General features: G+C 36.1%; 23 protein-coding genes. 18 read left to right on the forward strand and 5 right to left on the reverse strand.

From position 1 onward, the window contains the following. Nucleotides 1-71: 71 nt before the first annotated feature. The 11 genes from cls to NH288_RS01470 all read left to right on the forward strand — a co-directional run bounded on the left by cls (nt 72) and on the right by NH288_RS01470 (nt 11852). Nucleotides 72-1670 (forward strand): cardiolipin synthase, encoded by a 1599-nt coding sequence (cls, locus tag NH288_RS01420; protein WP_106461782.1) that lies wholly within the window; start codon nt 72-74, stop codon nt 1668-1670. Between the two features lie 102 nt (nt 1671-1772). Then, complete coding sequence (locus NH288_RS01425; RefSeq protein WP_106461784.1) at nt 1773-2147, forward strand: GntR family transcriptional regulator; 375 nt, start codon at nt 1773-1775, stop codon at nt 2145-2147. A gap of 84 nt (nt 2148-2231) precedes the next feature. Further along, entirely contained in the window at nt 2232-2999 is a 768-nt protein-coding gene (locus tag NH288_RS01430) for an ATP-binding cassette domain-containing protein (RefSeq protein WP_265212582.1), read from the forward strand. Then, nucleotides 2996-4228 carry a hypothetical protein gene (locus tag NH288_RS01435; RefSeq protein WP_265212512.1) on the forward strand — a complete coding sequence of 411 codons (1233 nt, stop codon included), beginning with the start codon at nt 2996-2998 and terminating at the stop codon, nt 4226-4228. Before NH288_RS01430 ends, NH288_RS01435 begins: the two co-directional genes overlap by 4 nt. Before the next feature lie 9 nt (nt 4229-4237). Then, nucleotides 4238-4690: a deoxycytidylate deaminase gene (locus tag NH288_RS01440; RefSeq protein ID WP_265212514.1), complete on the forward strand. Its 453-nt coding sequence runs from the start codon at nt 4238-4240 to the stop codon at nt 4688-4690. Then, nucleotides 4668-5345, forward strand: a complete 678-nt coding sequence (locus tag NH288_RS01445; protein WP_265212516.1) for an HAD family hydrolase — start codon at nt 4668-4670, stop codon at nt 5343-5345. Before NH288_RS01440 ends, NH288_RS01445 begins: the two co-directional genes overlap by 23 nt. Continuing rightward, nucleotides 5342-6109: a uridine phosphorylase gene (gene udp, locus NH288_RS01450; protein ID WP_265212518.1), complete on the forward strand. Its 768-nt coding sequence runs from the start codon at nt 5342-5344 to the stop codon at nt 6107-6109. Before NH288_RS01445 ends, udp begins: the two co-directional genes overlap by 4 nt. A gap of 180 nt (nt 6110-6289) precedes the next feature. Next, complete coding sequence (gene pulA / locus NH288_RS01455; protein WP_265212520.1) at nt 6290-9853, forward strand: type I pullulanase; 3564 nt, start codon at nt 6290-6292, stop codon at nt 9851-9853. Between the two features lie 136 nt (nt 9854-9989). Beyond that, the gene (locus NH288_RS01460; protein WP_265212521.1) at nt 9990-10373 is read left to right on the forward strand and encodes a GntR family transcriptional regulator; all 384 of its coding nucleotides are present in this window, start codon (nt 9990-9992) and stop codon (nt 10371-10373) included. Next, entirely contained in the window at nt 10366-11202 is an 837-nt protein-coding gene (locus tag NH288_RS01465) for an ABC transporter ATP-binding protein (RefSeq protein ID WP_265212523.1), read from the forward strand. Before NH288_RS01460 ends, NH288_RS01465 begins: the two co-directional genes overlap by 8 nt. Then, entirely contained in the window at nt 11202-11852 is a 651-nt protein-coding gene (locus tag NH288_RS01470; RefSeq protein ID WP_265212525.1) for an ABC-2 transporter permease, read from the forward strand. Before NH288_RS01465 ends, NH288_RS01470 begins: the two co-directional genes overlap by 1 nt. A 28-nt stretch (nt 11853-11880) precedes the next feature. On the opposite strand, the gene NH288_RS01475 is transcribed toward NH288_RS01470, so the two are convergent. The 4 genes from NH288_RS01475 to NH288_RS01490 are packed head-to-tail and all read right to left on the reverse strand — an operon-like array spanning nt 11881 to nt 15619. Beyond that, entirely contained in the window at nt 11881-12261 is a 381-nt protein-coding gene (locus tag NH288_RS01475; RefSeq protein WP_265212527.1) for a hypothetical protein, read from the reverse strand. Then, nucleotides 12262-13194 carry a 1-phosphofructokinase family hexose kinase gene (locus NH288_RS01480; RefSeq protein ID WP_106461827.1) on the reverse strand — a complete coding sequence of 311 codons (933 nt, stop codon included), beginning with the start codon at nt 13192-13194 and terminating at the stop codon, nt 12262-12264. Nucleotides 13195-13205: 11 nt separating this feature from the next. After that, on the reverse strand, nt 13206-14585 hold the full coding sequence (locus NH288_RS01485) for a UDP-N-acetylmuramoyl-tripeptide--D-alanyl-D-alanine ligase (protein WP_265212530.1): 1380 nt from the start codon (nt 14583-14585) through the stop codon (nt 13206-13208). Beyond that, the gene (locus NH288_RS01490; protein ID WP_265212532.1) at nt 14582-15619 is read right to left on the reverse strand and encodes a D-alanine--D-alanine ligase family protein; all 1038 of its coding nucleotides are present in this window, start codon (nt 15617-15619) and stop codon (nt 14582-14584) included. The genes NH288_RS01485 and NH288_RS01490 overlap by 4 nt, the downstream gene beginning before the upstream one ends. 428 nt (nt 15620-16047) lie before the next feature. Between NH288_RS01490 and NH288_RS01495 the strand changes: the two genes are divergently transcribed. The 7 genes from NH288_RS01495 to NH288_RS01525 all read left to right on the forward strand — a co-directional run bounded on the left by NH288_RS01495 (nt 16048) and on the right by NH288_RS01525 (nt 22227). Next, nucleotides 16048-16875 (forward strand): SH3 domain-containing protein, encoded by an 828-nt coding sequence (locus tag NH288_RS01495; protein ID WP_265212534.1) that lies wholly within the window; start codon nt 16048-16050, stop codon nt 16873-16875. Nucleotides 16876-17129: 254 nt separating this feature from the next. Beyond that, nucleotides 17130-18146 carry a TRAP transporter substrate-binding protein gene (locus NH288_RS01500; protein WP_265212536.1) on the forward strand — a complete coding sequence of 339 codons (1017 nt, stop codon included), beginning with the start codon at nt 17130-17132 and terminating at the stop codon, nt 18144-18146. Beyond that, nucleotides 18143-18697, forward strand: a complete 555-nt coding sequence (locus tag NH288_RS01505) for a TRAP transporter small permease (RefSeq protein WP_265212538.1) — start codon at nt 18143-18145, stop codon at nt 18695-18697. Before NH288_RS01500 ends, NH288_RS01505 begins: the two co-directional genes overlap by 4 nt. Continuing rightward, nucleotides 18697-19998, forward strand: coding sequence for a TRAP transporter large permease (locus tag NH288_RS01510; RefSeq protein WP_265212540.1), 1302 nt, complete (start codon nt 18697-18699; stop codon nt 19996-19998). The genes NH288_RS01505 and NH288_RS01510 overlap by 1 nt, the downstream gene beginning before the upstream one ends. A gap of 76 nt (nt 19999-20074) precedes the next feature. Next, nucleotides 20075-20344 carry an ACT domain-containing protein gene (locus tag NH288_RS01515; protein WP_265212542.1) on the forward strand — a complete coding sequence of 90 codons (270 nt, stop codon included), beginning with the start codon at nt 20075-20077 and terminating at the stop codon, nt 20342-20344. 1 nt (nt 20345) lies between these two features. Continuing rightward, entirely contained in the window at nt 20346-21695 is a 1350-nt protein-coding gene (locus NH288_RS01520) for a PFL family protein (RefSeq protein WP_265212545.1), read from the forward strand. A 10-nt stretch (nt 21696-21705) separates the two neighbouring features. Further along, nucleotides 21706-22227: a peptidylprolyl isomerase gene (locus tag NH288_RS01525; RefSeq protein WP_265212546.1), complete on the forward strand. Its 522-nt coding sequence runs from the start codon at nt 21706-21708 to the stop codon at nt 22225-22227. A 46-nt stretch (nt 22228-22273) separates the two neighbouring features. Here NH288_RS01525 and NH288_RS01530 read toward each other — a convergent pair whose 3' ends face one another. Continuing rightward, on the reverse strand, nt 22274-22660 hold the full coding sequence (locus tag NH288_RS01530) for a PTS sugar transporter subunit IIA (protein WP_265212547.1): 387 nt from the start codon (nt 22658-22660) through the stop codon (nt 22274-22276). Between the last annotated feature and the right edge of the window lie 83 nt (nt 22661-22743).

Below are 22743 nucleotides of genomic sequence, written 5' to 3' on the forward strand. Positions count from 1 at the left end.
TATATCTTATGAACTTTAACAATATTGTCAAATATAAGAGAAAAATAATTGGATTAGGGTATAATGACCATATGAACGAGAAGAAAAAATTATTGCTTAAAAAAGTAAAAGAGAATAAATATGTCAGGAAGACTAAAAAGGGGATAGGCAGCCTTATATTCTCAAGAACTGGTCTTTTTGCCTTCTTGATTATCAGTCAGATTTTTATAATTTATGGACTTTATAGGCACTTTGCTATTGATGAATACTGGTTATTGGGAGGTTCTTCTGTAATTAGCTTTGTGATGATGATCCTTATCCTAAATCTAGATGATATGAATCCTTACATGAAGCTATCCTGGTCGCTTTTTATCTTTGTGGCCCCTACTTTTGCCTTGGTTGCTTTTTTGATGGCTCACTTTAGGATTGGCTATAGAAAAATACATAGGAGGGTCTTAGAAATTGAGGCAGATGCAAGCAAAAATCACCACAAGGCCATGACAAAGGAAGCCATCGAAAATACTGAAGATAAGAGGTTTATTAACCTTACATCCTATCTTAAAAATACAGGAGGTTTTCCAGTTTACAATCAAACCAGGTCTTTTTATTATAAGCTTGGCGATGACATGTTTAAGGATATGATCAAGGATATAAGGAAGGCCGAGAAATTTATCTTTATGGAGTTTTTCATCCTAGATTATGGCTATATGTGGGGAACTATCCTTGAAGAACTGGTCAAAAAGGTCAATCAAGGGGTTGAGGTAAGACTTCTTATAGATGGGTCAAATCTTATTACCAGGCTGCACAGTGATTTTGAAAGCGAGATGGAAGACTTTGGTATCAAATTCAGGGTCTTTTCCAAGATGTATCCAATTGTCTCAACCTACCTAAATAACAGGGACCACAGGAAAGTTATGGTTGTTGATGGAAAGTGGGCCTATACTGGAGGAATCAACCTTGCTGATGAATATATAAACAAGTATGAAAGGTTCGGCCATTGGAAGGACTGCGGTCTTAGACTTGAAGGCCAGGGAGTAGATGCCCTTACCAATTTGTTTTTGACCATGTGGAATGCAGCAAATCCTGAAAGAGTAGTTGAAGATTATAATCAATACCTAGTGGCTAAGCCAATCGAAAGCCACGATGGATATTATGTGGCCTTTTCTGACAATCCTACCGATGATGAGAGGCTTAGCCAAAATATTTTCCTAGATATGGTTAATAATGCCAGAGATTATATTTATGCCATGACACCTTATTTTATCGTAGATAATGAAGTAGTATCAGGCCTTCAAGCAGCAGCAAAAAAGGGTGTAGATGTGAGAATTTGCATACCTCACATACCTGATAAAAAGATTGCCTTTAGCCTAGCTAAGACTCATTATGCGGAACTTATAAAGTGCGGGGTAAAAATTTATGAATACACCCCAGGTTTTGTCCACTCCAAAACTTGGCTTGCCGATGGAAAAATTGGCATGGTTGGGACAATCAACCTTGACTACAGGGCTCTTTTCCAAAACTTTGAGTGCGGAGTCCTGATTTATAAATCTAAGTCCCTTGAGACAATAAAAGAAGATTTTGATGAATTTTTTGAAGTTAGTCAACTTGTCACAGAAGAAGATATTGAAAATATAAAATTAAGAACAAGGTTAGCAGGTGCACTCCTAAAGCCATTTGCTCCTTTGATGTAAGTCCTAAGCTAGTCTTAGGGCTTTTCTTCTTGACAAAAATTAAGAAAGCTTATATAATTATTATATGATGTATGGTGGATAACCAAACAATAAGGAGTTAAGATGTTTAAGCTAGATACAAGCTCTGACAGTCCTCTTTATATGCAAATAGTTGATCAAACAAAGATAGCCATTGCAAGTGGCATCTTTAGAAATGGCGATAAGTTCCCGTCAGTAAGAGACTTATCAAAAGAGCTTTTGATCAATCAGACCACAGTTTCCAAGGCATTTAAGGAGCTAGCTAGTCAGGGGATTATTGAAAGTAAGCCGGGCATAGGCACAATTATCAAGTTAGATGATAAGAAGATTAATCTAGAAAAGGAAGACTTTTTTAGAAAACTAGAAGAAGATATATCCCAGGCGATTTTTTTGCAGGTGACTAAGGAAGAGATTATATCCCTTTATGAGAAAGTTAGAGGTGAGATAGATGATGTTTAAGGTTTCTAATATCACAAAGACCTTTGGCAAAACAAGGTCTTAGAAGATGTAAGCTTTGACCTAAAGCCAGGTACTATCACAGGCATAGTAGGCAGAAATGGGTCAGGCAAGACCACCCTTCTTAAAATCCTCTGCGGGATTTATAGGGCAGACTCTGGGAAATTCAGCCTAGATGGGAAAGAACTTGCAGATGATCCAAAACTAATTTCTCACATAGGATTTTTGCCAGATAGGTTTGACTACTTTTCTTTTTATAAGGCAAAGGATGTGCCAGATTTTTATAAGATAATTTATGAAAAATTTGATAGCGACTATTTCTTTTGCCAGCTTAATAAAAATGAAATTGATCCTAACCAAACTATTAGAAATTTCTCCAAGGGTCAGAAAAATCTCCTTGGGCTAATTACAATTTTGGCAAGTGGGGCTGATATAATCCTTGTCGATGAGGTCCTTGATGGGATGGATGTCCTAAATAAAAAGCTAATCCTTTCCTATTTATTAGATGCCAAGGAAGCTGGTAGGACCGTCCTTGCCTCAAGCCATGAGCTAGATTATTTGGCTGGAATATGTGAAGAAATCCTCTACCTATCAAAGGATGGTAAGCTTAAAAACACGAGCCAAGACACTAAAAACATCAGAAAGGTTCAAGTAGTAGTCAAGGATAAACTCCCACAGACCTTGGCAGACAATGCCGTGATAATCTCATCCCTTGGCAGGGTCAAGGTAATTTTGATCAAGGCTGATGATAAGCTCTTAAGCGAATATTTATCAGATGATCAGATTGTCCAATACGACATTCTAGGTCTAAATATAGAAGATTACTTCTACATGGAAGCAGGAGGGAAAATATGAGAGATTTTAAGAAACTATTAAAAATATCCTGGAAAAGATATGCTATTTGGCTTATCCTCTTAGGATTTTTCCTAACTCTTTCAAATGTCCTTGGAGTAAAACAAAATATAGATTGGAATAAAAGACGACTCCATTCTAGCCTTATGCAAATTGAAAGATACATGGGAAAGGAAAATGAACATCGGGACGATGGAAAAATCGATGAAAAATATCTAGAAGATAGCAAAAAACTTGCTGAAGAATTTGCTGAAAAATACAAGCTTTCTAGAGACATGGATAGGAAGTTAAGTGAAGATGAATATGAAAAGATGGACAAAAATGGAATCCTTGATAAGTATTATGCCTACGATGATTTCATAAACATCGTGGAAGCATATAAAGATAATAAATTTCAGGCTGTAGATAATCTAACATCTACTATGAGCCTTACTATAGCTTTTATTTTCATCCTAGCTATGGCACTGACATCAATCGAAGAATCCCTCAATTATTACGACTTCACAAGGATGCTTCCTTGGTCAAAGAAAAAGGAATTTATCATGAAGATAGGCATTTGCCTAGTCTTTGGCCTTGGCTTATTTGCCATAAATTCAGCCATAGTTTACGGCCTTGTAAAAAGATCAGTTTTTTCTGAAATTGCAAGCTTTGAAGGATTAGGAACTTTCATTTTAAAATCAATCCTATCTCTTATATCTACGAGCTTAGTTGGCGTTTCCCTAGGACTCCTTGCAGGCAATTTCTTAGGTCATATGGGTCTTTCAGTAATTGCTATAGGCTTTATAGAATGGTTTAAGTTTATAGTATTCTCCTTTATGGCAATATTTGGTGAAGACCTTGTAAGTAGGGCAAATGATAGCTTTTATGCCTTTAAAAAGACTCTAAGTCCAGCAGGTCTTGTCTTTCTATCCTTAACCAATGTTAACTTTGAAAAGACATCATCCGTGTGGGCAGGACTTGCTGTAGCCTTAATAATAGCAATCGCCTCTTACTTTTTAATAGGAAAGTCATCAGCAGAAAGATCAGGCTACATGGCCAAAAATGAGGTGATTTCAAATATTTGCAAGTGCTCTGGCATCTTAAGTCTTACATCAGTACTTTTTATGGTAACAACAGGAATAATAAGTAATGATGGTACAAATATTTTCATAAATATTATAGCCTACGGCCTTTCCCTCTTGATATCTTACAAGTTATTTGATATCCTATTTAAGATAAGACTTAAATTTTAGGAGTGAATAATGGCAAAAGATAGACTAACATGGAATGAATATTTTATGAGGCTGGCTGAAACTGTAGCCATGCGAGGAACTTGCGACAGGGCCTATGTGGGTTGTGTCATAGTCAATGGTGAAAATAGGATAGTATCAACAGGCTATAATGGATCAATTAAGGGAAATAGCCACTGCGATGAAATAGGCCACACCATGAGAGATGGTCACTGCATAGCTACAATCCACGCTGAGATGAATGCTCTTTTGTATTGTGCCAAGGAAGGCATAAGTGTAAATAACTGCATCTGCTATGTAACCCATTTTCCTTGCCTAAATTGCACCAAGTCCCTAATCCAAGCAGGTATAAAGAAAATTTATTATAGAAATGCCTATCGCGTGGATGACTATGCAATCGAGCTTTTATTAAAAAACAATATAGAATATATAGAGATAGAAGATGATGAAGTTAATAGCATCTGACTTTGATGGGACAATCTTAATTGACGAGTCCATAAATAAAAATGATATAAAAGCCATAAGAGATTTCCAAAATGTTGGAAATCTTTTTGGTCTTGTAACAGGCAGGTCCTACCACAATCTTGCCCCTCTCATAGAAGGAAAAATTGCCCCAGATTATATAATAGCCAACAACGGCGGCCATATCCTAGTGAGAGAAAATGACACCTACAAAGAGATTTTTAAATCTGTAATCCAAAGGGAAAATGCCCAAAAATTTATAAATCAATATGCCAAAGATTATGAAATTACAATCTTTACCGAAGATAGGAAGCTTTATAATTTAGACGATGTAGATAAGGACATCATGGCCCTAGCAATTTATACAGAAGACCAAGTTGAAAATTATCTTTCAAAAATATTTGATTTTCACTATTCAATAGGAGTGGTGGATGTAGTAAATAAAGGAATTGACAAGCAAAGGGGTATAGATATAATAAAGGACTTTTATAAATATAGGGATGAAATCTATGCCATAGGCGATGATTACAATGATATAGTATTTTTAAAAGCGACCAAAAGGTCATACACCCTAACTTATGTGACAAATCCATTTGTAAATGAGGTTTGCAAGTATAGGGTAGAATCGATTGCAGAATTAATCAAGGAGGTCATATGAAATATACAGAAGATGGCAGACAATACCACATAGGACTAAAAGAGGGCGATGTAGGAGAATACGTGATTTTGCCAGGAGATCCTAAAAGAAGCGAAAAAATTGCCCAATATTTCGATAAACCAGTCAAAGTAGGAGATAATCGTGAATATATCACCTACACAGGCTACCTAGATGGGGTCAAGGTTTCAGTCACATCCACAGGTATTGGCGGCCCATCAGCAGCCATAGCCCTAGAAGAGTTAAGCAAAATCGGAGCTCATACCTTTATTAGAGTAGGCACCTGCGGTGGCATAGACTTAGATGTCAAAAGTGGAGACATAGTCATTGGCCAAGCAGCAATAAGGGCAGAAGGCACCAGCAAGGAATATGCCCCAATAGAATTTCCTGCAGTGGCAGACTTTGAAATAACATCAGCTCTTAAGGAAAGTGCCAATGAAATGGGTCTAAAAAGTCATGTGGGAGTAGTCCAATGCAAGGATTCCTTCTACGGCCAACACGAAGCAGACCTCATGCCGGTATCATACGACCTAACTAACAAGTGGGAAGCCTGGAAAAGACTTGGAACCCTGGCAAGCGAAATGGAATCAGCAGCCCTATTTACAGTAGGAAGTTTCTTAAAAGTAAGAGTAGGATCATGCTTCTTGGTAGTGGCTAACCAAGAAAGAGAAAAAAAGGGGCTGGATAATCCAGTAGTCCACGACACAGGCCTAGCCATAAGGCTTGGAATTGAAGCACTTAGAAAATTAATAAAAGAAGATAAGTAAGGACAACCGCTAGAAATAGCGGTTTTTCTTTCGTTAAAAAACATTTTCCAACTTTAAAATTCAAGAAAGGCTTGATATACAAGTTTCAATAGACTTTATCAAATTATATTAAATTGTTTTTTGACAATCAAAAATTATGTCTTATAATAATTTTATAAACGTTTTCAAAAAGGAGGTATTATGACAAATAAACTTAGGAAGTTTATGAAAACTTTTATAATTAGTTTGGTATTATTACTAGGCTTGGGACCTTATTCAACAACTTATACCCAAGCAAGCGAAAGTCAGGCTTCCACCACTGTCAAGATCTATTACGATAGAGAAGACCCTAGTGGTTGGGATGTATGGCTTTGGGGAGATGGAGTAGATGGAGCAGCCCATCCTTTTGATAAGAAGGATGATAAGGGCAATTATGCTGAAATCACACTCGATAAAGCCCTAAAAGAAGTTACCTATATCGTAAGAAAATCCGATTGGTCAAAAAGAGAACCATCAGATAAGGAGGATGGAAGTAGAGTCCTTCCTATCACAGATTCTTATGGTGAGTCCTTTATTAAACACCAAGTAGAAGATAAAAAAGAAGAAAAGCCAAAAGAAGAAAAAGACGATAAAAAACAAGCTGAAAGAACAGTAAGCGTAACAGTCCACTTCGATAAAAAGGATGGTGGCTGGAGCCTATGGCTATGGCCAAAAGATGGCGAAGGCAAGGATTATCCATTTACAGGCGAAGATGAAAACGGAAAATATGCAGAAATTGACATAAAAACCGATAAAAATTCCCTAGGATTTTTAGTGAAAGATAAGGATTGGAACAAAGATATCGGTGAAGATAGGTTTATAGATATAAGTCAAGGAACAGAAATTTGGCTAAAATCTAAGGACCCAACAATATATTATGACAATCCTTATGGCGAAGCAAAATCTTATGATAAGTTAGAGGCAAATGTATCTTACAGAAGATATGATATGTCAACTGATGATATATGGGCAATCAAATATTGGAATAACAAAGATGAAGCAAATTCAAAAATCCAAAAGCTAACAAAAGATGGTAAATATTACACAGGAAATATTACAAGCCAAGGATCAGAGATAAATAAAGTCCTCTTCACCCTAGTTAAGATTGATAGTGAAGGCAAAGTCATCTACCAAGATGGAGATGTCAAAGAAATCAAGAGATTTGATGATACTGGCAAGGCCGAAGTCTATGTATTACAAGATGCTCCAAGAGTATTTTATGACAAGACCCTAGTAGATGAAGATATCAGGGTAGAAAAGGCAAGTGTAGATAGCTATAGAGAAATAAATGTAAACCTAAATAAGGCTGTAAATATCAAGGAAATGCTTGACCATGGTTATGGTTTTATAACAAATTCTGACCTTGTTAAGGAAGATATAGAAGCAATAGGCTCAAAAGATTCTAATAATATAAGCAATAAGCTAAATATTAAATTCAAAAAAGACCTAGAACTTGACAAGGACTACGAATTTATTTTCTATCTAGACTCTGCAAAAAATATTAAATTAAACGCAAAGGCAGTCCTTGCTAATATAGTGGCAGATAAGAAATTTGACGAAGCCTATGCTTATGATGGAGAGCTTGGTTCAATATATTCAAAAGAAGCAACAACATTTAAGCTTTGGGCTCCAACAGCAAGCGGCGTAGACCTAGTAATCTTTGGAGCTGATGGCGAAGTAAAAGACCAGATGAAAAAAGAAGATAGGGGAGTATATTCATATACACTTGCAGGTGATCAAGATAAGACAGTCTACATGTATGATATCCACTTCAAAGATGGTTCTGTAAATAGGGTAGTAGATCCATATGCAAAATCAACAACCATCAACGGTGAAAAAGCTGTAGTAGTAAATCCACAAGTATCAATGGTTGAAAGACCAGCAAATAAATATGTTAAAAACCCAATAATATACGAACTTCACGTAAGAGACCTATCAAACCAAGAATACTCAGGAATCAAAAACAGGGGTAAATTCTTAGGGCTTACTGAAGAAGGAACAAAGACACCAAATGGATTTAAGACAGGACTAGACTATATAGCAGATTTGGGAGTAAGCCATATCCAGCTTCTACCAATCTATGACTATAGTAAAAATTCTGTAAATGAGAAAAATCCGATGGATAAATACAACTGGGGCTACGATCCAGTAAACTACGATACTCCAGAAGGAGCTTATTCAACAGATCCAAACAATCCATACGCAAGGATAGAAGAACTCCAAAAGGCGGTTGATGCCGTTCATAAAAAAGATATGGGCGTAATCATGGATGTAGTCTACAACCATGTATTTTCTCTAGGAGAACACAGCTTTAACAAGATAGTACCAGGTTACTATTTCAGATTTGATGAAAATGGCAACCCACACAACGGTACAGGAGTAGGCAACGAAACAGCATCTGAAAGAAAGATGATGAGTAAATTCATCGTAGATTCTGTAAAATATTGGGCCAAAACCTATAAGCTAGATGGCTTTAGATTTGACCTAATGGGAATACTTGACTATCACACAATGAATACCCTAGTAAAAGAGCTAAAGGAAATAAACCCAGACATAGTAATCCTAGGAGAAGGATGGGATATGGGAAATCTTCCAAAAGATCAAAGGGCAACTCAAGTAAACTCAGTAAAGATGCCTCATGTAGGAACCTTCAACGACGACCTAAGAGATGGAGTCAAGGGATCAGCTTTTGATGGTAATGCAAAAGGCTTTGTAAATGGTGAAAAAGGTGTAGAAGAAAAGCTATTCTCATCAATAAAGACTGTAAAACAAATAAATGGTAAAAATTACGACAATCCTCAACAGCTCATCCAATACACAGAAGCACACGATAATAAGACAGTCTTTGATAAGATAAAAGAACTTCATCCAAACGAAGATGATGCGACAACTCTAAAGAGACAAAGACTAGCAACAGTAATTCCTCTTCTTTCACAAGGAAGACCATTTATCCATGCAGGACAAGAATTTGCAAGAACAAAGGGAGGAAATGAAAACTCCTACAATGCTCCTGCAGAAGTCAATGAGCTAGATTGGAAGAGGGCAGAAGAGTACAAAGACAACATCGAATACATCAAAGAAGTAATAGCAATTAGGAAAAACGAACCACTTTTCCACTCAACAAGCTTTGACCAAGTCGATGCTAGAGTTAATAAGATAGTAGCAAGTGACGGACTAATAGCTTACAGTCTAAGCCAAGGAGACAAGGACCTATATATCGGACATAATAGGGAAGATTCTGCAAAAGAATTCAATCTTCCAAATGGCAAATACAAGGTCCTAATCAAAGCTGATAAGGCAAACCATAAGGGACTTGAAACTATAGAAGTAAAAGATGGCAAAATAGCAGTAGATCCAATGTCAACCTTAATGCTAGAGAAATTAGGGGAGACAAAAGATCCAGAGGAAACCAAAAAACCAGAAGATAATAAGAAACCAGGTAAAAATGATGATTATTTCTTCAATTTTGCTTATCTAAACAATAAACTAAATAAAAAAGATAAGCCTTGCAAGATGAATGCAAAAGTTAGAAAACAATATTACGAGCTAAAGAAAGCCTACCACAGGAATCTAGTAATATCAAAATCTGCAAAATATTTATTGGAAAATGCTCCAAAAACAGTAAGACCAGTAAAAAGCAAGCTAGAAAAACAACTAGCACTTGCAGAAAATTTAAGAGATCAGGCCCTTAAATATTTAACAGAGCTTGAAAATTGCTACGAATAGGAATATTGATTTTTAAGACGTAAAAGAAAGACCGCTAGAAATAGCGGTTTTTTCTTTTAGAATTTTTTAATATATCAAATAGAATTGACAAGTGTTATAAACTGTTATATACTGTTATAGATGAGAGGGGAAGAAATTGAAAATAATTATTAAAAATGGATCGCCAGTTCCTATTTATGAACAGATTAAAAATGCCATTAGGGATGAGATTTTAAAGGAGAATGTGAAAGCAGGAGAAAAACTTCCTTCTGTAAGGGCCCTTGCCCGTGAGCTTTCTATTTCTATTTTGACTGTCAAAAAGGCCTACGATGAGCTTGAAGATGAAGGATTTATAGAAAGTCGCCAAGGACTTGGGACCTTTGTTGGCAAGGAAGACCCAAATTTAAGGCTTGAGGAAAAGCAGAAAAAACTCGAGGAGTCTTTACTTTCTGCTATTAGGATTTCAAAAGATATTGAAATGGAAAAGAATGATTTATTTGAACTTTTAGCATATTTATATGAAGGAGATTTTAATGACTGAAAAAATCCTGGCAAAAAATCTTGCCAAATCTTATGAAACATTTAAACTCGGACCAAATGATTTTACTATCAAAAAAGGCTTTGTAACTGGCTTTATCGGCAAAAATGGCATGGGAAAGACAACTACCATCAAGGCCCTTTTGTCCCTTATAAACTATGAGGGGGAAATATTCATAGATGGTGAGAAAATTAATGATTTGACCTATCTTCAAGATGTAGGCCTTGTAATGGATGATTCCTTTCTGGGCAAGGACTGGACCTTAGACCTTGTAGATGCTGCTATGAATGTGGGATATGAAAATTGGGATTCGAAATCTTATTATGAATATCTTGATAAATTTAAGCTTGATAGAGATAAAAAGGTTGAAGAACTATCAAGAGGTATGAAAATCAAGCTAATGCTTGCCATCGCCCTTTCACATGATGCGAAAATTCTTATCCTAGATGAGCCAACAAGCGGCCTTGACCCTGCAATGAGAGATGAACTTGTGGATATGATTTTGGACTATATGGAAAATGAAGATCATACAGTCCTATTTTCTACTCACATCACCCAAGACCTTGACAGGATTGCTGATTATATTATCTTTATAGACCAAGGGAAAATCATCTTTGAAGGCAGTAAGGATGAGCTCTATGACAAATTTTTGCTTATAAAGGGTGGTCTTGATGATTTTGAAAAAATAAAAAACCTTAAAATTTATGGACAAAAGAAGACTAAGGTTAATTTTGAGGCCCTAATCCTAAGAGAAGATTACAAAGAAGATGAGGCCTTAGTGGCAGAAGTGCCTAGTATTGATCAAATAATGATTTATTATGGGAGGATCTAATGGATATTAAAAAACAAATTAAACTAGATATAATTTCAATGAAACCCTATTATACTTTAAAAAATTTAATCATAATATTAGGTATATTTATTTATAATTCTTTTATTAATAAATCTCCTATAGGATTGGTTCCAATGACATTGTTTTTTGCTGTTATGTATTCATCTAATCCATTTTTGTTAGGGGAAAATTCTGGCATTGATGCCTTATATAAAATTTTTTCCATAAATAGTAAAAAGGTAGTTATAGGTAGGTATATATTAGCTGGCTTGACTTTTATAGTGGCTAGTCTGGTTGGTTTCTCAATCTATGCTGTAGTTTTTCTAATAAAAAATATGCCAATAGGTCTTGATATGTCAATGGTTATTGGAATTAACATTGCTTTGTATGCAATTATTATTTCTGTTCAATATCCGATTTATTTTAAATACGGCTATGCTAAAGCAAGGATCTTTTGTTTTTTACCAATATTTATAATTGCTGTAATAGGAATGGCTCTAGGATATTTTATAAAAGATTTTGGTCCAATTCTTAACTTTGTATTAGAAAATCAAAGGATGCTTATAATTGGACTTTGTATCCTAGTTGTCTTTTTTCTTACAATTTCGATCAAACTTTCCATCAAATTTTACAAGCAAAGAGATTTTTAAATCACAAAAGACCCTAGCAAGCCTTGGACTAATCTCCAAGGCCTACTAGGGTCATATTTTTATCTATAGCAAGCCTTGCAAGAGCGGCAAGTTTTTTACCATAGGTTTTTATTTTTCTTTGCGATAGATTATATTTTTCTATGATTTTATTTTCTTCTTTCAGGTCTAGGTTTTTTGCAAAATCATATAGGCTTTGAGCAAAGATTCCTATCTCCTCTAGGTTTTTTCTTTTTAATTCTATATCTTCGTAGGGATCTAAAATCCGATAGGTATCTAATGAAGAAAATTTGTCCTTATAGTCGTAGAAAAAATCCTGCATATTTTTTTCTTCTACTAAGATTTCATAATTTTTTAGACTCTTAGATTTTTTTATTTGGCCTAGACTATTGCAAAGTACGATTGTTAGCACTTATTCTATTATTTCAATATCCACTAGTGGGAGGATGTCTATTATTTGATCTCTTGTTGGGAGGTCTAGGACTCTGGCTGTAGCAGATGCTGCTGCTACTGCTACCATGTAGGATTCTATTGGGTCATTATCCCTTACTATGGTTCCTATAAAGCCGCCTATCATGGCATCTCTACAGGCTACTGTGTTTATGATTTCGCTATCATCTTCTACTGGTGCTGCTGCGTATACTCCGTCGTTTGTAAAGAACATTGATCCTTCTGAACCATATGAGATTATTACATATTTTGCTCCCATTTTGATTAGTTCCTTACCATAAGGGATGTAGTCCATCTTATCTTCGATTTTGACATTAAAGATCGCCTCTATGTCTTCTCCGTTTGGTTTTACAAGGAGAGGTCCCCTTTTTACCATGTTTAGAAGGTATTGGCTTGGTACGTCTGCTACAAAGTAGGCACCGTTGGCCTTAGCTATTTCTACCATCCTATCGTAGATGTCGCTATCTTCGCCATTTTCCATTGGTGGAACTGATCCACCAAAGATTATGGTATCGCCTTCTCTTACTCTGGATAGGTAATAAAGAAGCTCTTCGACTTCTTCTGATGAGATGGTTGGACCTTGGAAGTTTATTACTGTTTCTTCTAAGTCTTCAAAAATTTTGATATTGATTCTGTTATTTTCTTTTATATCTACAAAGTCTGCTAGGATGTCTTCCTTGCTTAGCCAGTCTTTGATAAATAGGCCTTGGTAGCCGCCAGTGAAGCCTGTGGCTGTGGTTGGTATTCTAATTTGTGATAGGATTCTTGATACGTTTATTGCCTTACCACCCGGTAGGGTTCTTTCTGTTTTTATGTTGTTGTTGTAGCCTGGGTGTAGCTTATCTACCTCTACATAGAGGTCTATAGATGGGTTTAGGGTTACTGTATAAATCATTTTTTCCTCTTTCATATATTTAAGTTTCTTACCTGGTCTATTACTTCTTCCATGTGCATGCCGTGGCTGCCCTTTACAAAAACAAGAGTACATGGGCTTATTAGGGATTTTAACTTCTCTACTAAGCCATCCTTGTGTTCAAAATAGAAGCATTTATTAGGCTTGAAATTTTGAATGGCACCCTCATACATGTGGTAGGAGAGAGGGCCGTAGAATAGGCAAAAGTCAATTTTTTTCGGATCAATTTTTTCTCCTACTTGATAGTGGAGTTTTGCTTCATCTTCGCCTAGCTCTAGCATATCTGATAGGCAGATAATTTTCTGCTTGTAGCCAAATAATTCATATACAGTTTCAAGGCCTGCAAGGAGGGCTTGTGGGTTTGATTTATAGGAATCATCTAGGACATCAAATCCATCCAGTTCCAAGAGTTCAGACCTATTTTGGCTTGATTTTGCTTTCATTAGGCCCTTATTAATTGTTTCCTTATCTAGGCCAAAGAATTGAGCTATCATGACTACTGCTGCTGCATTGTAGACATTGTGCTTGCCTATAAGCGGGATTTCGTAATGGTCTTTCCCATTTGAAAATCTTAATTTTGATGAAGGTGACTCTTCAAATTTGATATTAAAATCTGCCTTAGGATCTGTTCCAAAGGATAGGACTTTTTCTTTAATATCATAAGTAGGGATTTCTTCTTTCATGGTTGGGTCATCTATATTATAGATGAAGGTCCCTTGATCATTCATTCCCTCGAGAATTTCAAGCTTGGCCTTTAGAATACCAGACTTAGTCTTTAGGTTATGAAGGTGGCTATCACCTATGTTTGTTATCATTGAAATGTCTGGTCTTACTATAGTACTTGTTAGAGAAATATCTCCAAAATTATCTGTACCTAGCTCTATCACAGCGATTTCACAATCATCATCTAGGGAAAGGACTGTCTTTGGGACACCTATTTCGTTGTTGAGATTGCCCTTGGTCTTTTGGGTCTTAAATTTCTCGCTAAGTATAGTTGTAAGAAGGTCTTTTGTTGTGGTCTTACCATTTGAGCCTGTTATGGCAACAACCTTACACTTAAGCTCATCCCTGTAGGCCTTGGCCAAATCTTGGAGGGCTTTTTTTGTATCTTCTACCCTTATATAAGGGATAGTGACATTTTTATTTACCTTATAATCCTTATCCACAATAAAGGCGGCTGCTCCCTTTTCTTCGCACTCTTTGATGAAGATTCTCCCATCAAAGACTTCGCCAACTAGGGGGATGTAAAGCTCACCTGGATCTATGGTTCTAGAATCTGTTGAAACTCCACAGATTTCAATATCTAAAAAATCCTCATCAGAAATAGAGCCACCAATCATTTTTGCAATGTGGCCAAGACTTCTTTTAATCATAAAGCCCTCCTAAAACCATCTTCGATAAGCTTATCTAAAAGTTCGCTGAAAGATATTTGGTAGAGGTTTTCAGCCATTCTTCCGAAAAATGAAGAAGGGGTGAAGCCTGGGAAGGTGTTGATTTCGTTGATGAAAAATTCCTTATTTTTAGTATAGAAGATATCAACCCTGGCAAAGCCCTCGCAGCCTACTGCCTTATAGCAGGCCTTGGCAAAGGCACGACCTCTGTCATATTCAGCTTCTTCCATTTGGTAAGGGAGTTCTTCTCTGGTTGATTTTGAAAAGTATTTAGCATCGTAGTCTAAAAATACGTGGTCAGTGATGTAGGCAGCTGGGAGTGACACATCAATTTTTGAACCATCACCTAGGACAGCAAATTCAATTTCTTGGCCAACTATTAATTCTTCAACAAGGACCTTGCGGTCATATTTTAATGCCTCAAGGCCTGCCTTCTTGAAATCTTCCTTGCTATCTACTCTAGAAACTCCAACAGAAGAACCATTGGCAGATGGCTTTACTATTAGAGGAAGTCCGATTTCTTCTATACATTCATCTATAAATTTATCTGTGAAATCCTCTTTATAGGCATATTTATATTTGGCTTGTTTAAGGCCGTTTTTTTCAAATATATCATTGCTTGTAACCTTATCCATGCAAATAGCAGAAGATAAAAGACCGTTACCGATGTAATTTAGACCAGTGGCATCCAAAAATCCTTGGATTGTACCATCTTCGCCATAGGTTCCATGGACTACAGGAAGGATAATTGTAGATGCTAGGTCATTTTTGCTTACTTCTATAAGGAATTCTGCGATAGATTCTTGTCTTGACTTATCAATTGTCTTAACTAAAGAAAATTCATCAGACTCGTCGTAATCAAAAAAAGTTGGTGAGAATTTTCCTTCCTTATCTATATATATAAGATTTATATTGTATTTTTCTTTATTTAAATTTTTGGCAATATTAAGAGCGCTTCTAAGGGCAATATCATGCTCACTAGAAGGGCCGCCGCATAGGATGTAGACAGTTTTCATACTTTCTCTCTTTCATTTATATATCTATGTAAATTTTACTCTTATTAAGAATATGGGCAAATCAAATAGGAATTAGTAAATGACTAAGTGAATCTTGCCTATAAATTGTTACAAAATAAAAACTAATTATTAAGCAATTGTGTAGAAAATATAGGAGGATTTAGGCAAAAAATAATGGTAATTTATGAAATTGATGATTTATAATTCAGCAAATTCAAAGGAAAACGATGGAAAATCAAAGATGGGAAATTTTTGTAATGATTTTGTAATATTTAGACAAATCTACATAATTTTCACACAATTAAAAGTTATACTAGGTCTTGTAAAAAAGATTTGTTATCAAATTGTAACTATTGTTACAAAATGCTAGCAAGGTTAAAAAAGAAAATAATTTACTTTTATATAGAAAGACTAAAGAGGAGAATAAAATGAAAATTTTTACTAAATACGCCCTAGCGGCAGCCCTAGTTATACCGTCTGTATTTGGACTAACAGGAAGAAATGCAGAAGCAGCAAGTGCTGTACTTAATAAGAATGCAGCAAATGGTGTAAATGTTAGAAGCGAAGCAAAACTAGGTGATAATATCATCGGTCTTATTGATGATCAAAAAGTTTATGAAATTAAAAATGAAGAAAATGGTTGGTTTGAAATTGAATTTGATGGCAAAAAAGCTTTCGTATCAAGCGAGCTCTTCCACCTACTAGAAGAAACAGAAGTTGTAAGTGCTACAAATTTTAGAAGCCAAGCTAGCTTAGATTCTGAAGTAATCGAAGTTATCCAGGCAGGTACAAAGGTTGAATCTATTGACATAGCTGAAAATGGCTTTGTAAAAGTAAAGGTAGATGGCAAGGAAGGCTATATCTATCACAACCTTCTAAAAAGCTTTAGAGATAGGTACCAAGCATATGCAAGCGCAAATCAAGCATCAAATGCTAATAATAACGCTCAAGCAAGCACAAAGCAAGCACCTACACAAAATACTCAAGCTCAAGCACCAGCTCAAAACTCAAACGAATCTTACCAAGGTTCATCAAACTGGGCTAAGGAATGGATAGCTCAAAGAGAATCAGGTGGTTCATACACAGCTTACAATCCAAGAGGTGGATACTATGGTAGATACCAACTAAACCCATCCCTAGTTCGTTATGGAGCAAGCCCAGCAGAGCAAGAAGCTGCAGCAGATAACTATGTAGCCCAAAGATATGGTTCATGGGAAAATGCCCAAGCTTTCTGGCAAAGAAATGGCTGGTATTAAGCTAAAAATTAAGTAAAGAATGAAATGTAGCATTATTTATCCACGATGGATAGGTCTTTGCTACATTTTTTATTTGTTGACAAAAACAAAAATTTTTAATATACTTTTATTAAGTGAAAGTGAAATCGATTACAGATTTTTATTAAAATATAAAAGCTTGAAAATTTGAAACAGCCCTATCTTGTTGGCTGTTTTAATATTTTTTGTTAAGTTATTTATGTTTTGCTTTCAGAAAAATTTTATAAGGAGGAATTATGTTTAAAAGATTTAAAAATCTTATACTCTGTCTATTAGTCCTAGTGACTATGGTTGCTTGTTCTTCTAAACCAGAAAAGAAGATAATAAGAATTGGCCACAACCAATCGCAAAACCATCCGACTCACCTTGGACTCTTAGCCTTTGAAAAATATGTGGAAAATGAGCTTGGAGATAAGTATGATATCCAAGTTTTCCCATCAGAACTACTAGGTAGCCAAACTGACATGGTCCAGCTTACTCAGACTGGAGCTATAAATATGGTTGTTGCAAGTAACTCAATACTTGAAACTTTTGATGATGTTTATGAAATATTTAACCTACCATATTTGTTTGCTTCAAGCGAGGCCTACCATGCAGTTATGGATGATAAGTCTATAACAGATCCAATCTTCACCTCTACAAGAGATGGGGGATTTGAGGCCGTTACCTGGCTTGATGCTGGTTCAAGGTCATTTTATACCAAAGATAAACCTATAGAAAAACCTGATGACCTTAAGGGTCTAAAGATAAGGGTTCAACAATCACCTACTAATGTTAGGATGATGAACCTACTTGGAGGATCTGCTTCTCCTATGGGCTTTGGTGAGGTTTACACAGCTCTTCAATCAGGAATTATTGATGGGGCTGAAAATAATGAAATGAGTCTTACAGACAATGGCCACGGCGAGGTGTGCAAGTATTATTCATATGATATGCACCAAATGATTCCTGATATTGTCCTTGCTAATTATGAATGGTTAGAGTCTCTTGGGGAAGACAGGAAGGTATTTGACGAGGGCTTTAAAGTTTTAAATAAGGTCCAAAGAGAAAAATGGGTAAGTGCTGTGGATAATGCAAAAGAAGGAGCCAAGAAGCTTGGAGTAAACTTTATCTATCCAGACCAAAAGCCATTTGTTGAGGCTGTTGCGCCACTTACAGAAGAGGTTCTAAATAGGAATGAAAAATTAAAACCATTCTATGAAAAAATTCAAGAATATAACAAGAAATACCCAGCTAAGGAGGAAGCTAAATGAGAAAAGCACTAGATAATTTAATGAAAATCTTATCAGCAGGCACCCTTCTTGCTATGCTTTTATTTGTAGTTTGGCAAGTATTTACCAGATATATACTAGGCAAGCCATCAACATGGTCTGAAGAGCTAGTAGGATATTTATTTGCCTGGTCAACTCTTTTTGGAGCAGGCCTTGTGGTAAGTGAAAGAGGCCATATGAATATACCTGTTCTAATCGATACAAAATCGGTCAAAACACAAAAATATGCAGCTATATTTTCTGAAGTAATTATTTTTATTTTTTCCCTAGTAGTTCTTAGCTACGGAGGAATCAGGATTACAAAGCTTGCCCTAAACCAAATGACTTCATCACTAGGTTTGCCAATAGGTTTGTTTTATATACCTCTTCCAATAGCAGGTCTAATAAATATGATCTTTTGTATTTTAAATATTAAGGATATCCTATCTGGTAAGGTTAAATTCTTTAAGGCAGAAAGTGCTTCAGAGATTTCTGAAAGAATTGCCAATGAAGCAAGCGAAGTTAGCAAATATGAAAGCGAAGGAGGTAAGTAATGGGTGGACAAGCTTTAGCAGTTATATTAATAGTTTTAGCCTCTTTACTTATATTAGGAGTGCCAATTGCCTTTTCAATTGGTATAGCATCAATCGTTACAATTCTTGCCACAATTCCGCTAAATGTTGCGGTACTAACAGCAGCCCAAAGGACCTTTGTGGGCATGGGATCATTTACCCTTACAGCCATCCCATTTTTTATCCTAGCAGGTAACTTTATGAATGAGGGAGGTATAGCCAAGAGATTAGTAGATTTTGTAATGGCAATCCTTGGTAAATTACCAGGTGCCCTTCTTGTTACAAATATAGGGGCCAATGCTCTTTTTGGAGCAATCTCTGGATCTGCATCAGCAGCTGCAGCAGCTGTTGGATCAATGGTTAAGGAAGGCGAGGACAAATTAGGTTATGATAAGGCCTTATCTGCAGCTTCAAATGGAGCAAGTGCACCAGCAGGACTTTTGATTCCGCCATCAAATGCCTTAATCACCTATTCTTTAGTATCAGGTGGTACATCAGTAGCTGCCCTATTTTTGGCAGGCTATATACCAGGCCTTATATGGACCTTGGCTTGTATAATAATTGCAATCTTTGTAGCTAAGAAGAAAGGTTATAAGGGCACTGAAGGAAAATTCTCCTGGTCTAACCTAGGAAGGGCTACAATAGCAGCCATACCATCTCTAGGCTTAATTATAGTAGTAATAGGCGGTATAGTAGCCGGAGTATTTACAGCTACAGAAGGTTCAGCTATTTCAGTAGTCTATTCCCTAATACTTGGCCTAGTTTATAAGAATCTTAACTTTAAAAAGATAATAAATATCCTAGTAGAATCAGCTAAGATGAGTGCTATAGTTGTCTTTTTGATAGGTGTTTCTAACATCCTATCATGGGTAATGGCCTTTACCGGTATCCCACAAATGATTGGTGAAAGCCTCTTATCAATTACAGATAATCCTATAATTATCTTATTGATAATGAATGTGATTTTATTAATATCAGGAACCTTTATGGATGTAACCCCTGCTATATTAATTTTTACACCTTTATTTTTACCTATTGTCCAAGAGTTTGGTATCCATCCTGTTCACTTTGGACTTATAATAGTTTATAACCTATGTATAGGCAATATTACTCCACCAGTTGGCAATACCTTATTTGTTGCAATAAAGATTGGGGATACAAGCCTTGCCAAGGTTATGCCATATATGATAAGGTACTATGCACTAATTTTATTAGGTTTATTACTTGTAACTTATGTTCCAGCTGTAACTATGTTTTTACCACAATTAGCAGGACTAATATAGAAAAAGAGCTTTCGATTTATTCGAAAGCTTTTTAATTTTCAAAAATATAGGTACAATAAGACTAATGGAGGAGCGTATGAAAGCAATATTGACAATAATTGGTAAGGATAGACCAGGAATTATTTATGAAGTGACAAAAATTCTCTTCAAATATAATATAAACATCCTGGATATGAGCCAAACTATAATGGAAGATAAATTTGTAGCTATGTTAAATATAGATATGAATGGGGCAAAGGCAGATTTTGAAGAAATTTCAAAGAGCTTTGAGGACTTATCAGAGGAAACAGGCCTTGATATAAGAATTCAAAATGAAAAGCTATTTGAAGCTATGACAAGGGTTTGATATGGATAAGACCAATATTTTAGAAACCATAAAGATGCTTGATGAGGAAAATCTTGACATTAGGACCCTAACAATGGGTGTAAGTCTTTTTGACTGTATAGATCCAGATTATGAAAAGGCCTGTGCCAAGATTTATGACAAGCTAATTAGAGAGACCAAGGACTTTATAAAGATATCAAAGGAAGTGTCAAAAATCTATGGAGTCCCAATTATAAATAACAGGATATCAGTCACACCTATTTCTATGATAGGAGCAGCTACAGATCTTGATGATTACACACCTTTTGCAAAAGTTTTGGATAAGGCCGCCAAGGACATTGGGGTTGATTTTATCGGTGGATTTTCTGCTCTTGTAGAAAAGGGGATGACAAAAGCTGATGAGATATTAATTAAATCTATTCCAAAGGCCTTAGCCCAAACAGATTTGGTTTGCGGGTCAATTAATGTTGGTTCTACCAAGGCTGGAATAAATATGGATGCTGTGGCACTTTGTGGCCAAACTATAAAGGACTTAGCAGCAAATACTGATGATGCGTTCGGCTGCGCAAAACTAGTTGTTTTTGCCAATGCAGTGGATGATAATCCCTTTATGGCAGGAGCCTTCCATGGAGTAGGTGAAGCTGAAACTGTTATAAGTGTTGGAATTTCTGGTCCCGGCGTAGTAAAGGCAGCCATAGAAGATAAAAAAGATTTACCAATCAATGAAGTTTATGAAATTATCAAGAAAACCGCCTTCAAGATTACAAGGATGGGAGAATTGATTTGTAAGGATGTTTGTGAAAAACTAGGCAAGAACTTTGGAATTGTAGACCTTTCTCTTGCCCCAACGCCTGCAATTGGGGATTCTGTAGGAAGAATCCTTGAAGAAATCGGAATAGATCATGTAGGAGGCCATGGAACAATAGCAGCCCTTGCTATGCTAAACGATGCAGTCAAAAAAGGTGGAATCATGGCAAGCTCTAGAGTAGGTGGTCTATCAGGAGCCTTCATACCTGTAAGTGAAGATGAGGGAATGATAGAAGCTGCTGGCAAGGGTTATATTTCCTTTGATAAGCTTGAAGCCATGACTTGTGTCTGCTCTGTAGGCCTTGATATGATAGCAATCCCAGGCAAAACTTCTGCCACATCCATCGGGGCGATGATTGCCGATGAGGCAGCACTTGGGGTAATAAATAATAAGACAACAGCTGTTAGAATAATCCCAGTTCCGGGTAAAGATGTAGGTGACAGGGTAGAATTTGGTGGCCTCTTAGGCTATGCACCAATAATGGATGTAGGTGATTCTAATTCAGATATAATGATTAAAAGAGGCGGCCACATACCAGCTCCTGTCCACTCATTTAAAAATTAAGGAGAAAAATATGACAAATCCAATAGTAATATTTGAAATGGAAAGCGGAGATGAGATAATGCTAGAGCTTTACCCAGAAATCGCTCCAAATACAGTTAAAAACTTTATTTCACTTATAAATCACGATTTTTATGACGGACTAATCTTTCACAGGGTCATCAAAAATTTCATGATCCAAGGAGGAGATCCTGAAGGAACAGGCATGGGAGGCCCAGGATATTCTATAAAAGGAGAATTTTCTCAAAATGGTTTTAGAAATGACCTAAAGCACGATAGGGGAGTAATCTCCATGGCAAGAAGCTTTATGCCAAATTCAGCTGGTAGCCAATTTTTCATTATGCATAAGGACAGCCCACACCTAGATGGGGCCTATGCAGCCTTTGGTAAGGTCATCGAAGGAATGGATGTTGTAGATAAGATAGCAGAAGCAAAAACTGACAGAAATGACAGACCAAAAGATGAAGTGAAAATTGCAAAGGCAAGCGTAGATACCTTTGGAGTTGACTACGATGAGCCTGAAATAATAGAATAAAAGAAAAAATCTAGCCTAGGATTCTTATCCGACAGGCTAGATTTTTTTAAAATGCCATTAAAGATTGTTTTGAATATTCGATAATTTCTTCTACAAGATCATCAATATTTTCAGTTTCAAGTTCAAGTGCCTTATATAATCCTGCAAAGTTAAGACCAGCAAGGACTTTGACATTAGGAAATTTGCCTAATGTCAAAACTGCCCTATTAAAGGGGGTTCCACCTGCCATATCGGCAAAAACTATAATATTTTTACAAGAATCAGCCAGGCTATAGTAAGCTGCTTCAATTCTTTGATCAAAATCTTCATAAGATTGATTTTTCTTAAATTCTTCAATTTTAATATTATTAAATTCGCCAGCGACCATCTTTATAGCTGAATAGACTCCGCTTGCAAGAGAAGCGTGGCTTACAGCAATGACTCCATTTGTCATAAAAACTCCTTAGTATTTACTTAAATTACTATAATAATTGTAAGATAAAATAAATTACTTGTCAATCATCATTGGCTCTTGAC

Source organism: Anaerococcus sp. NML200537 (genome assembly GCF_026131715.1).
Taxonomy (GTDB): domain Bacteria; phylum Bacillota; class Clostridia; order Tissierellales; family Peptoniphilaceae; genus Anaerococcus; species Anaerococcus kampingae.